The sequence below is a fragment of the Acidipropionibacterium timonense genome (assembly GCF_900605005.1).
GTDB lineage: Bacteria > Actinomycetota > Actinomycetes > Propionibacteriales > Propionibacteriaceae > Cutibacterium > Cutibacterium timonense.
Genome location: NZ_LR027558.1, coordinates 169,948 through 184,275, shown reverse-complemented (window position 1 = coordinate 184,275; position 14,328 = coordinate 169,948). Strand labels below are relative to the sequence as shown.

Sequence of the window (14,328 nt, the reverse complement as noted above, 5' to 3'; positions counted from 1 at the left end):
TGGCACACGCTACCGCCATCGGGGTCCCAGGGGAACGCGGGGCATGAGGTCCCGGCCCGACAGGGCCCCGAACCCGCGTCGCGGCACGCAGCCAGTGCACAGTATGCTCACAGATTCATAGCTTCATCACAGCTTTGGCACAGTGCTCACATGCCCCGTCAGTGGGAATCTTGAGTCATGGCAGCACCACAGTCCAGGCTCACGCGGGCCGACGGCACCCCCATCCGGGTCCTCGCCGTCGACGACGAACCGAGCCTCACCGAACTCCTCTCCATGGCGATGCGCTACGAGGGCTGGGAGGTCACCACGGCCGACACCGGCACCCATGCCGTGCGCGCCGCCAAGGAGACCCACCCGGACGTCATCGTCCTCGACATGATGCTCCCCGACTTCGACGGGCTCGAGGTCATGCGTCGCATCCGGATGGACCAGCCGGACGTCCCCGTCATCTTCCTCACCGCCAAGGACGCCGTGGGCGACCGGATCGCCGGGCTCACCGCCGGCGGCGACGACTACGTCACCAAGCCCTTCTCCCTCGAGGAGGTCATCGCCCGACTGCGCGCCCTGCTGCGTCGCTCCGGGGCCACCGAGCCGCGGTCCGACTCGACCCTCGTCGTCGGCGACCTCACCCTCGACGAGGACTCCCACGAGGTGACCCGCGGCGGCGCGGAGATCAACCTCACCGCCACCGAGTTCGAGCTGCTCCGCTATCTCATGCGCAACCCCAAGCGCGTCCTGTCGAAGGCGCAGATCCTCGACCGGGTGTGGAACTACGACTTCGGCGGCCAGGCCAACGTCGTCGAGCTGTACATCTCCTACCTGCGCAAGAAGATCGACAAGGGCCGCAATCCGATGATCCACACCATGCGCGGCGCCGGGTACGTCCTGCGTCCGGCTGCCTGAGGGCCGCCCGGACTGCGATCATCATCCGTGAGCACGAGTGACACCGACCGGCACGACGACATCGACGTGCGCGAGGGACGCCCCTCGACCTGGCTGGCCCATCCCACCGGCCGGGGCACCCTGGGGCGCCTCCTCGTGTGGCGTGTCGTCGGTGTCGTCATCCTCCTGGCGATCGTCCTGGCGGCCGCCTCCTCCTGGGGCACCCACCGCATCCTCGTCAACCAGCTCGATCAGCAGATCGACGCCGCCGCGGCCCGCCAGGTCAACCACAGCCCCGACGTCGACGACGGCACCCGTGGCCCGGCGCCCGGCTCCGACGTCCTCGGCAACTCCGTGGGCTCGATCTTCATCACCCGGTTCGCCAGCGGGGCGGCCCGGGCCTCCATCGTCGCCGAGGGGAAGGTCGACCAGGCCGTCGCCCAGTCGGCGGTGAGCGAGCTGCTGTCGGTCAGTTCCGACTCCCGCAAGCACGACGTCGAACTCGACGGGCTCGGCCACTACCGCGTCCTGTCGGAGACCCGGGACGGCGCCACCTTCGTCGTCGCCCTGCCGCTGAGTCACGTCGACAAGGCGATCACCTCCCTGCTGGCCCTCGAGGCCGTCGTCACCGTGCTCGCCATCGGCACGGCCGTCCTGCTGTGTCGGGCCGTCGTCGTGCGCACCCTCAAGCCCCTCAACCAGTTGGCCTCGACGGCCACCGAGGTCTCCGAACTCGACCTCGACACCGGCGAGGTCAACCTTCCGGTGCGCGTGGCCCCCGAACTCACCGACCCGCGCACCGAGGTCGGGCAGGTGGGGTACGCCTTCAACCACATGCTCAACAACGTCGAGGGTGCCCTGGCCGCACGCCAGCGCTCCGAGACGAAGGTGCGCCAGTTCGTCGCCGACGCTTCGCACGAGCTGCGCAACCCGCTGGCGTCGATCCGTGGCTACGCCGAACTCACCCGACGCTCCGGGGAGGTGCTGCCCCCGCACACCGACCACGCCATGACCCGGATCGAGGCCGAGTCCGCGCGGATGAGCACCCTCGTCGAGGACATGCTCCTGCTGGCCCGGCTCGACAACGACCAGAAACTCGAGCTCGTGCCGGTCGACCTCGTCGAACTCGTCCTCAATGCCGTCTCGGACACCCAGGCCGCCGGGCCCGACCACACGTGGTCGCTCGACCTGCCCGAGGACGAGGTCATGGTCGAGGCCGACCACGACCGACTCGTCCAGGTCGTCGTCAACGTCCTGTCGAACGCCCGCAAGCACACCCCGCCGGGCACGAAGGTGCACACCAGCGTGAGATCCGCGAACTGCCGCGCCGTCGTCACCGTGGCCGACAACGGGCCGGGCATCCCCGAGAGCGTCCGCGACACGGTCTTCGAGCGCTTCTCCCGTGCCGACGCCGCCAGGACGGCGTCCAAGGAGGGGTCGACCGGTCTGGGGATGTCGATCGTCGCGGCCGTCATGGAGGCCCATCACGGATCGGCCGAGGTCGATTCCAGTGACGCCGGCACGACGGTGACCCTGCGCCTGCCGCTGGCCTGAGATCCGGGTCGGCCGCTCGCCGACCCGGCCCTGGCCGTCCGTTCGCCCGGAACCGGCCCGGTGTGGCCGGCCGTCCGACGTCTCCCCGCCGGTCCGTACGCGATCCTCTCAGACGGACCGACGCCGATCCACGCCGAGGTCTCACCGCCAGGACAGCCGTCCCACAGCGCCGGCCTGTGGTGTGGTGGACATGGACATCACTGCGCCCACGATCCCCCTTGCCCAGAGCCCCATGGACTCGCCATCGCTGCCTCCACCGGCGGCGTCCGGCAGGGCGGGCTCCGTGGTGCGTCGAGCCAGCCTGGCCGCGCTCCTCATCGGGGTCGCGGCGCTGTACATCGTGGGTCTGTCGGCCTCCGGCTGGGCGAATTCCTTCTACTCGGCGGCGGCCCAGGCCGGATCGGTGTCGTGGAAGGCGTGGTTCTTCGGCTCCCTCGACGGCGCCAACTCCATCACCGTCGACAAGCCCCCGGCGTCCCTGTGGGTCATGGGGTTGTCGATACGACTCTTCGGGCTCAGTTCGTGGAGCATCCTCGTGCCGGAGGCCCTCGAGGGAGTCGCCGCAGTCGGCCTGCTCTACGCGACGATCCGCCGGGTCATCTGCGGGGTCGGCTGGCGTCGTCGTACCGAGTTGACGACGACCGCACACTGGGCGGCGCTCGTCGGGGCGGCCGTCATGGCCCTCACCCCGGTCGCCACCCTCATGTTCCGCTTCAACAACCCGGACGCCCTCATGGTGCTCCTCATGGTCGCCGGGGCCTGGTGCGTCGTCAGGGCGACCGAACACGGGTCGCGACGCTGGCTCGTCGGGGCCGGGGTGGCCATCGGCTTCGCCTTCCTCACCAAGACCCTCGAGGCCTTCCTCGTCCTGCCGGGATTCGTCCTGGCCTACGCGGTCGCCGCCCCGGTGCGGTGGCGGCGCAAGATCGTCGACCTCCTGGCGGCCTTCGCGGCGATGATCGTCTCAGCCGGCTGGTGGGTGGCCGCCGTCGAGCTGTGGCCGGCGTCCTCACGGCCCTACATCGGCGGATCGCAGACGAACTCCTTCCTCGAGCTCACCTTCGGCTACAACGGATTCGGCCGGATCACCGGCAACGAGACCGGGTCGGTCACCGGCGGCGGTACCGGCGGGGCCGGATCGTGGGGGTCGACGGGTCTCCTGCGTCTCTTCGAGGGCGTCTCGGGTGGCATGGTGACCTGGCTCATCCCTGCCGCACTCCTGTTGCTCGTCGCGGCCCTCGTGCTGGCCGGACGGCCCGGGTGGGCGAACCTGCGCGCCGGAGCGGGGACGACGTCGACCCCCCGGACCCAGGCGGTGTCGGGCATCCTCGCCCTGGGTGGCTGGCTCGTCGTCACCTACCTCACCTTCGCCTTCATGTCGGGCATCTACCATGACTACTACACGGTGGCCCTGGCGCCGGCGATCGGGGCCTCGACGGCCATCGGCGGAGCCATCTGCTGGTCGAGTCGGCAGCGGCTCGTCGCTCGTCTGGCCCTGGCGGCGTCGAGCGCCGTGACGACGGTGTGGGCCGTCGTGCTGCTGCGCCAGGCCGGCTCGGGCTGGGTGTGGGCGCAGGTGCTCGCCGTCGTCCTGGGGGCCCTGGCGACGATCGGCCTGGCCCTGTCCGGACACCGCACCAAGGTCGCGCTCACGGCCCTCGTCCTGGGGATCTGCGGGGCCCTCGTCGGCCCCGCCGGATACGCCGTCAACACGGCGTCGACCCCGCACACCGGATCGATCGTCACTGCCGGCCCGGTGAGCGGGATGGGCGGCCCGGGCGGGCACGGTGGACCCGGAGGGGGCAGGTCCTTCGGCGGCAGGGGAGGATTCCAGCCGGGGGGCGCCGCTCCCAACGGCACCGCGCCCGGCGGCAGCACGCGGAACGGCACCGGGCCGGGCGGAACCGGGCAGAACGGGATGCCCGGTGGCACACCACCGAACGGCACGGCACCCAACGGGACATCCCCCAACGGGACAGCGCCGAACGGGTCGTCCCAGGGCGGGACGGCACCGGGCGGGACTGGCCAGGGCGGGACGGGAACCTCCCAAGGCAACCAGGGGCTCACCGGAGGACGTGAGTTCGGCGCCACGGGCGGCCGCCAGGGCGGCATGTTCGGTGAGACGACCGTGAGTTCGGCCATGACGACCCTGCTCGACACCAACTCCTCGTCGTACACCTGGGTGGCCGCGGCCATCGGTTCGCAGTCGGCGGCCTCGTACCAGCTGGCGACCCAGCACCCCGTCATGGCCATCGGAGGGTTCAACGGGTCGGACCCCTCCCCCACCCTTGCGCAGTTCAAGGCCCTCGTCGCCCAGAAGAAGATCCACTACTTCATCGCCGGAGGCATCGGCGGCCAACAGAACGGTGGGTCGAACGCTGCGTCCGAGATCTCCGCCTGGGTGGCGTCGACCTTCACCGCCAGGACCGTGGGCGGGGTCACCGTCTACGACCTCACAGGTGGTGCCTCGTGACTCCACATGACGCGCACACGAGCCCCACAGTCCGCACCTCGATCCGCGAGCAAACCTCCACGTCAGAAGGAGGACACGACATGACCATCACCGACACCCTCCCCATCCGGAAAGCGGACGCGACGGCGTCGATCGGCACGGCGCTCGACATCGTCATCCCCGTGTACAACGAGGAGAAGGACCTGCCGCACGCCGTCACCCGGCTGCACGAGTTCCTCGCCGTCGACTTCCCCTGGAGCGCGACGATCACCATCGCCGACAACGCCAGCACCGACGGCACCTGGGCCATCGCCAACGACCTGGCCCAGCGCTACCCGGAGGTGCGCGCCGTCCATCTCGACGAGAAGGGACGCGGACGCGCTCTGAGACGCACCTGGCTGTCGTCGAACTCGACCGTCCTGGTCTACATGGACGTCGACCTTTCGACCGACCTGCGCGCCCTGGCCCCTCTCGTGGCCCCGCTCATGTCGGGGCACTCCGACCTGGCGATCGGGTCGCGACTGTCGACCTCGTCGCGGGTCGTCCGCGGACCGAAACGCGAGTTCATCTCGCGGTCGTACAACCTCATCCTCCACACCATCCTGGGGGTGTCCTTCTCGGACGCCCAGTGCGGGTTCAAGGCGATCCGCGCCGATGTCGCCCGACGGCTCATCCCCCTGGTGGAGGACCAGAACTGGTTCTTCGACACCGAGATGCTCGTCCTGGCCCAGCGGGTCGGACTGCGCATCCACGAGGTGCCGGTCGACTGGGTCGACGACCCCGACTCGACGGTGCACATCGTCGGCACCGCCACCGAGGACCTGCGGGGAGTCGCCCGACTCCTCAAGGGGTTCACCACCGGATCGATCCCCCTCGACCGGCTCCGCGAGGAGCTCGAACAGGAGACCGACACGGCCACCACCCATGCGGTGTCGGCCGCCGCCCCCCGCGGACTCGTCGGCCAGCTCGTGAGCTTCGGTGTCGTCGGGGTCGTCAGCACCATCGCCTACTACGTCATCTACCTGCTCTGCCGACTCGTCATGGGCCCACAGATCTCGAATCTCGTGTCACTGCTCACGACGCAGATCTGGAACACGAGCGCCAATCGGCGTCACACCTTCGGCCTGCGCAGCCGTGAGGGGATGGTCAAGCACCAACTCAGCGGTCTGCTCGCCTTCGGCGTCGGACTCCTGCTGACCAGTGGGTCGCTGTGGGCCCTGCACCACTGGAGCCCCGGTGTCTCCCGGTGGGTCGAGGTGCTCGTCCTGCTCGTCGCCAACGCCGTCGCCACCCTGGTGCGCTTCGTCACCCTGCGGATGGTCATCGGATCGGACGCCAAGGACGGCCAAGTGGCCACCCGCTGACAGCGGCACCCGGCAACGGCTGAGGCCCCATCCCGAGGGATGGGGCCTCAGCCTCGGCTAGGGGCTCGACTGCGGAACTCGACGCCGGAAGGGGGGACGGCGTCACTCGTCGTTCCTGGTGGCCATCGACACCTGCGGGACCTGCACCGTCTGGGTGAGCACGGCGTAGTTCTGGTGGACGACGCCGGCCTCCGCGGCGTCCTGGTTGGACAACATGCCGGCTCCACCGACGGCGATGGTGGCGGCTGCGGCGACGCCGAGGACGACGTTGCGGACCTTCGTCCGCCATGATCTGCGGGGCTGGGTGCTCTTCGACCGGGGCTGGGTGGTGGCGGACCTGGCCTGTTCGGGGGTGACTCGGGGCTGCTGGCTGGGGAATGTCGTGGCGTCCATGGCCTCATTCTGGGAATCGGCTCTGTGGTGTTCCGATGCGAAACCTGTGAGCTGCCACAGATGAGTCGGCGTTCTGCCCTCCCCTGCGCGGACGAGGACCCGGCAAGGTCCGTATCCTGACCGCATACCCACAGGAAGGACACCGTCGTGACCACCCAGCCCACCCGAGCCGAGCTCGCCCGCATCATCGACCACACCCTGCTGTCGCCCGAGACGACGGCCGCCGACGTCGCCGCCCTGGCCGCCCGGGCCAAGGATCTGGGCACGTGGTCGATCTGCGTCTCCCCCGCCATGCTTCCGCTGGACGGCGTCGACCTGGGACAGGTGCACACCTGCACCGTCTGCGGGTTCCCCTCGGGCAAGCACACCGCCACCACCAAGGCCGCCGAGGCGGCCGAGTCGGTGCGGCTGGGGGCCGACGAGGTCGACATGGTCATCAACATCGGACTGCTCAGGGCCGGCCTCGACGAGGACCTCACCGCCGAGATCGCCGCCGTGCGCGCGGCGGTTCCCGCCCCGGCGCTGCTGCTCAAGGTCATCATCGAGTCGGCCGCCCTCACCGACGACGAGATCGTCCGGGCCTGCCGGGCCGCCGAGGCAGCCGGGGCCGATTTCGTCAAGACGTCGACCGGGTTCCATCCGGCCGGTGGGGCCAGTGTCCACGCGGTCGAACTCATGGCGGCCACCGTCGGCGGACGCCTGGGGGTCAAGGCCTCCGGTGGCATCCGCGACTACGCCACGGCCTGCGCCATGATCGAGGCCGGGGCCACCCGACTCGGTGTCTCGGCGACCGAGAAGATCCTCGCCGGGGCGCCGGAGGACTGACGATCGGCTCGAGTGGGTGGAGATTCAGCGTCAACCGGGCGAATTCGTCACGACAGCGACGAAAACCGGCGCCCGGCGCTGAATCTCCACCCGCGGACGCCAACGTCTCCGGCCGCACAACGCCCAGACCGGCTCAGATATCCGAAGCGTCCTCCGCCGCCGCCCTGGCCGCCAACCTCTTGCGCCAGTTGAGCAGCCACGACACCTCGTTGCACAGCAGCAGTCGGCGGGAGGGGGACTCGTAGGACCGCTCGGAATGCCCGAGTCCGTCGTAGACGACGTCATTGCCCATGGTCCAAGCGACGACGTGGAACTCCTCACCGGTCTCGTGGAAGAGCAGCGGGGTCGCCAGCGGGCTGATGTCGAGGTTGCTGTAACGCTCGTCGTAGCAGACGACCTGGTCGATGCCGCGGGTCACCGGGTGGTCGAGGGCCTCCGGCATGGGCTCGAAGACGGCGTACGACCGTTCGGGATGCCCGGACTGCCCCAGCACCCACCGTCCACCGAGGATCTCCGGCCACAACTCCCAGTCGCAGAAGGTGTTCGACGCCGTGTGCAGCCCGAGGATGGGCCGACCCGACTCGTGGAAGTCGAGGATGCGGCCATGGGCGCGCGTCCACTCGGGGATGTAGTCCCATCCCTCCTCGGGGTCACCGCCGCCGGTGTTGACGACGAGCAGGTCGACGTCGTCGAGGCCGTCCAGGGCGCTCGGCTCCGAGCGTCGCACCTGCACCTGGTGCCCCTTGTCGGTGAGGATCTGGGCGACGGCCGCGGACGTGCCGTCGAAGTCGTGCCAGGCGTCCGAGTACCGGTTCGCACCCGACAGGACGAGGATCCGAGCCATCACCTACCCCTTTCCTGCGATTGGACCACGAGGCCACCATAGGCGCCGGGGCCGCCGGCCGCGACCTGCAGGCGGAAGTGGCTCAGTGGTCCTGCACGATCGACAGGGTGACCCCGTCACCGAGGTCGACGACGTCACCGACGCGCACCCCGACGGTCTCTCCCGGTTCCAGACGCAGCGGCCCCTCCCCGGCCCGGCGCACCGTGGTGCCGTTGGTCGAGTTCATGTCGGTGACGTCGTAGCCCCACTGCGACGGAGCGACCCGCACGTGGGTGCGGCTGATGTCCTGGCTCGGGGACGGCACCCGCAGCAGGGCGGCGTCGGGCTCGTGGGCACCGCCGTTCGGAGCGCGGCCGATGAGCACCGGTCCGTCCAGCGGCACCGAACCCCCGGTGGAGGCGACGAGGTGCACGGCCGCGGGCTCGTGCTCATGGGGGGAGTAGGTCGCCGAGCGCCAGGCCGGCAGATCGTCGGCCTCCTCGGCCCATTCGTCGTGCCGGGGTCGGGGCACGACGGACAGCCGGGGGGCCTCCTCCTGGCGGGTCGGCGAGGTCGTCACCGGGGACTGCGGCGCCACGGGCGAGGCGGGAGACGTCGGGGGGACGGGCGAGGTCGGTGAGGAGGGGGACACCTCGGGCGCGGGGACGACGTCCGGGTGCACGGCGGCATCGGCCGGACCCTCCGCCTCGTCCTCGACGAGGAGCACCTCACCGGTACCGGTGGCGTCGATCGTCACCGCCGAGGCCAGGGCGACCCCGAGCATGAGCGGCATGTCGAGGCCCTGGGCGGCGTCCTCCATCTCGACCCGGACGACCGAGGGGTCGAGCCCCTCCTCACGCCAGGTGAGCAGTCCCTCCCCGTGGTTGACGACCTGTCCGCTGCTCGCGTCCTTGACGACGACGCTGCCGCGCGCCAGCGACCACATCCGGTCGCCCTTCCAGAAGAAGACGCCGAGATTGGGCATCTGCGACAGACCGATGGAGGTGAGGGTCGCGACGAGGGCGTCGGCGTCGGCGGCCCGGACCACCTGGTTCCAGATCGAGCGGACCAGCTCGGAGTGCCGCGGTGCCGCCGGCTGCATGACGACGAGGCTGCTGGGCCCGGCGAGCACCACCCAGGATCCGGGGGTGTAGGTGGCACGCCAGGCGCCGAACGACTGGGTCATGGGGTCCTCCATGGTCTCGGGGGCGGTCATTCCCGTGGGTTCAGCCTATTGCGTCCTCCACAGGAACACCGCTCCACCACCCCCGCCGGCCCCACGGAGGGGCCGCAATCACTCGGGCCGGTCGGACGTTGCCGCCATGAGCCGCTCCTGGGAGACGTCGGTGTCACTCATCTTCGACTGGGTCCACGGTGCGATGACGAAGAGGACGACGGCCACGACGATCGTCACGATGCCCAGGCCGTAGTAGAAGGTGACGTCGCCCAGGGTCTTGGTGCGCTCGATGACGACCGAGGCCAGGCCCTGACCGCAGGCCGGGGCGAGCAGCCACAGGGTCATCATCTGCGAGGCGAACTGCTTGGGGGCGAGCTTCGTCGTCACCGACAGGCCGACCGGGTTCATCGACAGCTCCGCGACCGTCTGGACGACGAAGACCAGACCGAGGTACCAGAACGGCGCCAGGCGCGCGCCGCCGGGCCACGACTGGAACCCGTAGCCCATCATGAGGGCCGAGAAACCGATGATGCCCACGGCGATGGCGAACTTCTGCGGGGTCGTCGGGAAGCGTCCCTCCCGACGACGGAAGAGAAGCCCCAGCAACGGGGCGAGGAGGAGGACGGCGGTCGGGTTGATCGACTGGTAGGCCTCCGGGGACATGAACGACGGGGCGGTGTTGTCCTTGGCGAAGGTCGCCATCTTGCCGGCAGCCTGCTCGAAGATCATCGTGAAGAGCACCTGCCCGACGAACAGCGGGATGAAGGCCAGGACGTGCACCCGCTCGGCGGCGGTGACCTTGGGGCTGCGGAACATCGTCACGAAGTAGCTGATCGACGTCCCCAGGGCGAAGAGGAAGAGGGCGTAGGCGATGGCGCTCGTGAGCTCGCCGAGGATGAGGTTGCACACCCACACGAGCAGGGCACCACCGGCGACGACGGCTAGGGCGCCGAGGAGGAGACGGCGTCCCTCCCCCGGGCCCAGGGGGTTGGGCACGTCGAAGGCGAACTCGCGCAGCTTCGAGCGACCGTGGATGAAGGCGATGAGGGCCAGGGCCATGCCGACCGCCGCGGCGATGAAACCGACGTGGTAGCCCGAGGAAGCCGGTGACGAGCGGGGCGAAGAGCGATCCGATGTTGATCGACATGTAGAAGTAGAGGAAGCCCTGGTCGCGTCGTGGGTCGTGGTCGTCGTAGAGGCCGCCGACGATGGTCGACAGGTTGGGCTTGATGAAGCCGGTGCCGATGGCGATGAGGATGAGGCCCACCCAGCTCGTGACGACCTGCGGGATCGCCAGGACGAGGTGACCGGTCATGATGATGAGTCCGCCCCACAGGGTCGAGACCCACGGCCCGAGGATGCGGTCGGCGAAGATGCCGCCGGGGATCGTCATGAGCAGGACCGCGGCACCATAGGAGGCGATGACGACCTGACCGGCGCTCGTCGGCAGGCCCAGGCCGCCCTGGGCGATGGTCTCGGTGAGGAAATACAGGAGGATCGCCCGCATCCCGAACCACGAGAACCGCTCCCACATCTCGACCTGGAGCATCCACGGAAGGCCGCCGGGATGGCCGAGGAAACCCGTGTCCTGGCGGGACGGACCGGTGACGAGGTTCTTCGGCCGGTAGCGGCCACGTCGGTGCGCCGGGGTGACGCCGGCCGACCCCGGGGCGTCGAGAAGGGATGAGGGAGCGTCCGCCATGATGTGCTCGTCCTTTCGTGGTCGAGTGCTCGTCGAACGCCGTGCAAGGTTGTCGAGCGACGTCGTGCAGTCCTTCATATGCACAACTGTCCGTGTCGCGTTCAACGAGTTGACAAGGGGCTGGTCTACTTCGACCACCCCTCGGCGCGCAACGTTATCGTTTTGTTATCAAACTGGCGAACCCCGGTTTGCCGCTCCGTGGAAACTTCTCACAGGTGCACGGCGTCGGACCCGGGCCCGCACACACAGCGACCGGCCGGGCCGTGGGGACGTCCCCACGGCCCGGCCGGTCGTCAGCGGAGGGGTCAGATCACTTCGTGGCCCGGAGCACCGCCTGGGCGGCGGCGAAGCGGGCCACCGGCACCCGGAACGGCGAGCAGGACACGTAGTCGAGCCCGACCTCGTGGAAGAAGTGGATCGAGTCCGGGTCACCGCCGTGCTCGCCACAGATGCCCAGCCCGAGCTTCGGGTTGGTACGACGGCCCTTCTCCACGGCCCCGGCCACGAGCTGGCCGACGCCGTCGACGTCGATCGAGGCGAAGGGGTTGACCTTGAGGACCTTCGTCTGGAGGTACTCGGTGAGGAACCCGTTCTCGGCGTCGTCACGGCTGATGCCCAGGGTGGTCTGGGTGAGGTCGTTGGTGCCGAAGGAGAAGAAGTCGGCGTGCTCGGCGATCTTGTCGGCGACCAGAGCGGCGCGCGGCAGCTCGATCATCGTGCCGATCCGCACCTCGACCTCCTTGCCGGCCTTCGAGAGCTCGTCGGCGACGGCGTCGGCGACGATCCGGCGCTGGGTCTCCAGCTCCGTCGGGTTGAAGACGAGCGGGATCATGATGTTGATCTCGACCGTCTCACCCTCGCGCTCGAGGACGGCCATGACCGCGCGAATGATGGCGCGGGCCTGCATGTCGGGGATCTCGGGGTACAGCATGCCGAGGCGGCAGCCGCGGGTGCCGAGCATGGGGTTCTGCTCGTGCAGCTTCTTCACCTGGGCCAGCAGACGACGCTCCTTGTCGAGCTCGCCGGCGCCGGCCCCCTTGAGCTCCAGCTCCTGGACCTTGAGGGACTGCTCGACGAGGTTCGGCAGGAACTCGTGGAGCGGCGGATCGAGCAGACGGACGGTGACCGGCAGGCCCTTCATGGCGGTGAAGATGCCCTCGAAGTCGGACTGCTGCATCGGCAGGATCTTGTCGACGGCGGTCTTGCGCTCCTCCGGCGTCTCGGCCGTGATCATCTCGTGCATGGCGGGAAGACGATCGGGGCCGAAGAACATGTGCTCGGTGCGGCACAGGCCGATGCCCTCGGCGCCCAGCTCACGGGCCTTGGCGGCGTCGGTGGCGTTGTCGGCATTGGCCTCGACGCCGAGGCGACGGACGGCGTCGGCCCAGGACAGGACCTCCTGGAAGTCCTCGTTGATCTGCGGCGGGATGAGCGGCAGGGCGGAGGCGTAGACCTCGCCGGTCGAGCCGTCGAGGGTGATGGGGTCGCCCTCGTGGATGACGGTCTGCCCGATGGTGAGGGTCTTGGCCTCGTAGTCGATCTTGATGCCGCGGGCGCCGGCGACGCAGGGCTTGCCCATGCCGCGAGCCACGACGGCCGCGTGCGAGGTCATGCCGCCGTGGGCGGTGAGGACACCCTGGGACTGGAGGACCCCGTGGATGTCGTCGGGCGTCGTCTCGAAGCGGATGAGGACCACCTTGTCGCCGGCGGCACCGCGCTCGGCAGCCAGGTCGGCGTCGAAGACGGCCTCACCGACGGCGGCACCCGGGGAGGCGGGCAGGCCCTCGGTGACGGGCTTCTCGGAGTGGGACGGGTCGATGGCCTCGTGGAGGAGCTGGTCGAGCTGTCCGGGCTCGATGCGCAGCAGCGCCTCCTCCTTGGTGATGACCCCCTCGTCGACGAGGTCACGGGCCACCTTGAGGGCGGCGGCGGCGGTGCGCTTGCCGTTGCGGGTCTGCAGGAGGTAGAGCTTGCCGTTCTCGACGGTGAACTCCATGTCCTGCATGTCGCGGTAGTGGGCCTCCATCTTCTTCATGGTGGCCGTGAGCTGCTGGTAGGCCTCGGGGAGGATCTCCTCCATCTCGGCGAGCGGCTTGGGGGTGCGGATGCCGGCGACGACGTCCTCGCCCTGGGCGTTCTGGAGGAACTCGCCGTAGAGCTCGTTGGCGCCGGTGGCGGGGTTGCGGGTGAAGCAGACGCCGGTGGCGGAGCTGTCACCACGGTTGCCGAAGACCATCTGCATGACGTTGACGGCGGTGCCCAGGTCGTCGGAGATCTTGTTGGCCTTGCGGTAGACGAAGGCGCGCGGGTTGAGCCAGGAACGGAAGACCGCGTCGACGGCGCGCATGAGCTGCTCGCGCGGGTCGGTGGTCCAGTTGCCGCCGAGCTTCTCGTTGGAGAGCTTCTTGAAGGTGTCGACGAGGCCCTTGAGGTCCTCGGCGGTGAGGTCGGTGTCCGACTCGACCCCCTCCGACTCCTTGAGGGCGGTGAGGGCGTCCTCGTAGACGTGGGCGTCGATGCCCTCGACGACCTCGCCGTACATCTGGATGAAGCGGCGGTAGCAGTCCCAGGCGAAGCGCTCGTTGTCGGCCTCGCGGGCGATGGCCTCGACGGTCTCGTCGGAGATGCCGAGGTTGAGGATGGTGTCCATCATGCCGGGCATCGAGATGACCGCGCCGGAACGGACCGAGACGAGCAGCGGCTTGTCGGGGTCACCGAGCTTGCGGCCGGTACGCTCCTCGAGGCGCTGGAGGCCCTCCCAGGCCTGCTCGTCGAGCCCCTCGGGCCACTCGCCCTGGCGCTTCATCGTCTCGACGCATGCCTCGGTGGTGATGGTGAAACCGTCGGGAACGGGCACACCCACTCTCATCATCTCGGCGACGCCGGCGCCCTTGCCTCCCAGCAGGGGCTTCATCTCGGCGCTGCCCTCGGACAGGTCGTACACGTAACGGTGGTCGGTCATCTTCGGCGATCTCCTTCGATCTGCACCCGGTCGGGTCGGTCTCGACACATCCGGGCAGGAGCACGCCCCGAGCCCGGAAGCCTGCGTTCGTCGGGACGGCCAGATCGACCGCCTCGTCGAACCACGTCGTCATTCTTCCACGGTGCGGGCCGCCATGGCACCTCGGGACGGGGCAAAGGTGATTCTTGTCACAG

Annotated in this window: 9 protein-coding genes and 1 pseudogene; 5 read left to right on the top strand and 5 right to left on the bottom strand. The window is 69.4% G+C overall.

What is annotated here, in order from left to right:
- Positions 1-177 precede the first annotated feature (177 nt).
- The 4 genes from E0E30_RS00860 to E0E30_RS00845 all read left to right on the top strand — a co-directional run bounded on the left by E0E30_RS00860 (position 178) and on the right by E0E30_RS00845 (position 6,252).
- Positions 178-903: a response regulator transcription factor gene (locus E0E30_RS00860; protein ID WP_130864680.1), complete on the top strand. Its 726-nt coding sequence runs from the start codon at positions 178-180 to the stop codon at positions 901-903.
- Positions 904-930: 27 nt separating this feature from the next.
- Positions 931-2,436: a sensor histidine kinase gene (locus E0E30_RS00855; RefSeq protein WP_245306454.1), complete on the top strand. Its 1,506-nt coding sequence runs from the start codon at positions 931-933 to the stop codon at positions 2,434-2,436.
- 283 nt (positions 2,437-2,719) lie between these two features.
- Positions 2,720-4,909: an ArnT family glycosyltransferase gene (locus tag E0E30_RS00850; RefSeq protein ID WP_210115741.1), complete on the top strand. Its 2,190-nt coding sequence runs from the start codon at positions 2,720-2,722 to the stop codon at positions 4,907-4,909.
- Between the two features lie 80 nt (positions 4,910-4,989).
- On the top strand, positions 4,990-6,252 hold the full coding sequence (locus E0E30_RS00845; RefSeq protein ID WP_130864678.1) for a bifunctional glycosyltransferase family 2/GtrA family protein: 1,263 nt from the start codon (positions 4,990-4,992) through the stop codon (positions 6,250-6,252).
- A gap of 102 nt (positions 6,253-6,354) precedes the next feature.
- Here the strand turns inward: E0E30_RS00845 and E0E30_RS00840 are convergent, their stop codons facing one another.
- Positions 6,355-6,645, bottom strand: coding sequence for a hypothetical protein (locus E0E30_RS00840; RefSeq protein ID WP_130864677.1), 291 nt, complete (start codon positions 6,643-6,645; stop codon positions 6,355-6,357).
- A gap of 147 nt (positions 6,646-6,792) precedes the next feature.
- Between E0E30_RS00840 and deoC the strand changes: the two genes are divergently transcribed.
- A complete protein-coding gene (deoC, locus tag E0E30_RS00835; protein ID WP_130864676.1) occupies positions 6,793-7,470 on the top strand; it encodes a deoxyribose-phosphate aldolase in 678 nt (225 codons plus the stop codon).
- A 133-nt stretch (positions 7,471-7,603) separates the two neighbouring features.
- On the opposite strand, the gene E0E30_RS00830 is transcribed toward deoC, so the two are convergent.
- From E0E30_RS00830 to ppdK, 4 genes and pseudogenes are all read right to left on the bottom strand, one after another.
- Positions 7,604-8,314, bottom strand: coding sequence for a ThuA domain-containing protein (locus E0E30_RS00830; protein ID WP_130864675.1), 711 nt, complete (start codon positions 8,312-8,314; stop codon positions 7,604-7,606).
- 82 nt (positions 8,315-8,396) lie between these two features.
- A complete protein-coding gene (locus tag E0E30_RS00825; RefSeq protein ID WP_130864674.1) occupies positions 8,397-9,479 on the bottom strand; it encodes an FHA domain-containing protein in 1,083 nt (360 codons plus the stop codon).
- A gap of 108 nt (positions 9,480-9,587) precedes the next feature.
- Positions 9,588-11,172 (bottom strand): annotated as a pseudogene (locus E0E30_RS00820) (peptide MFS transporter).
- A gap of 310 nt (positions 11,173-11,482) precedes the next feature.
- Positions 11,483-14,134 (bottom strand): pyruvate, phosphate dikinase, encoded by a 2,652-nt coding sequence (gene ppdK / locus E0E30_RS00815; RefSeq protein ID WP_130864673.1) that lies wholly within the window; start codon positions 14,132-14,134, stop codon positions 11,483-11,485.
- Between the last annotated feature and the right edge of the window lie 194 nt (positions 14,135-14,328).

Excerpts from the sequence above, each read along its gene's own strand:
- E0E30_RS00830 (WP_130864675.1), bottom strand. The coding sequence starts at position 8,314 with ATGGCTCGGATCCTCGTCCTGTCGGGTGCGAACCGGTACTCGGACGCC.
- E0E30_RS00840 (WP_130864677.1), bottom strand. The coding sequence starts at position 6,645 with ATGGACGCCACGACATTCCCCAGCCAGCAGCCCCGAGTCACCCCCGAA.
- E0E30_RS00825 (WP_130864674.1), bottom strand. The coding sequence starts at position 9,479 with ATGACCCAGTCGTTCGGCGCCTGGCGTGCCACCTACACCCCCGGATCC.
- ppdK (WP_130864673.1), bottom strand. The coding sequence starts at position 14,134 with ATGACCGACCACCGTTACGTGTACGACCTGTCCGAGGGCAGCGCCGAG.
- E0E30_RS00845 (WP_130864678.1), top strand. The coding sequence starts at position 4,990 with ATGACCATCACCGACACCCTCCCCATCCGGAAAGCGGACGCGACGGCG.
- E0E30_RS00860 (WP_130864680.1), top strand. The coding sequence starts at position 178 with ATGGCAGCACCACAGTCCAGGCTCACGCGGGCCGACGGCACCCCCATC.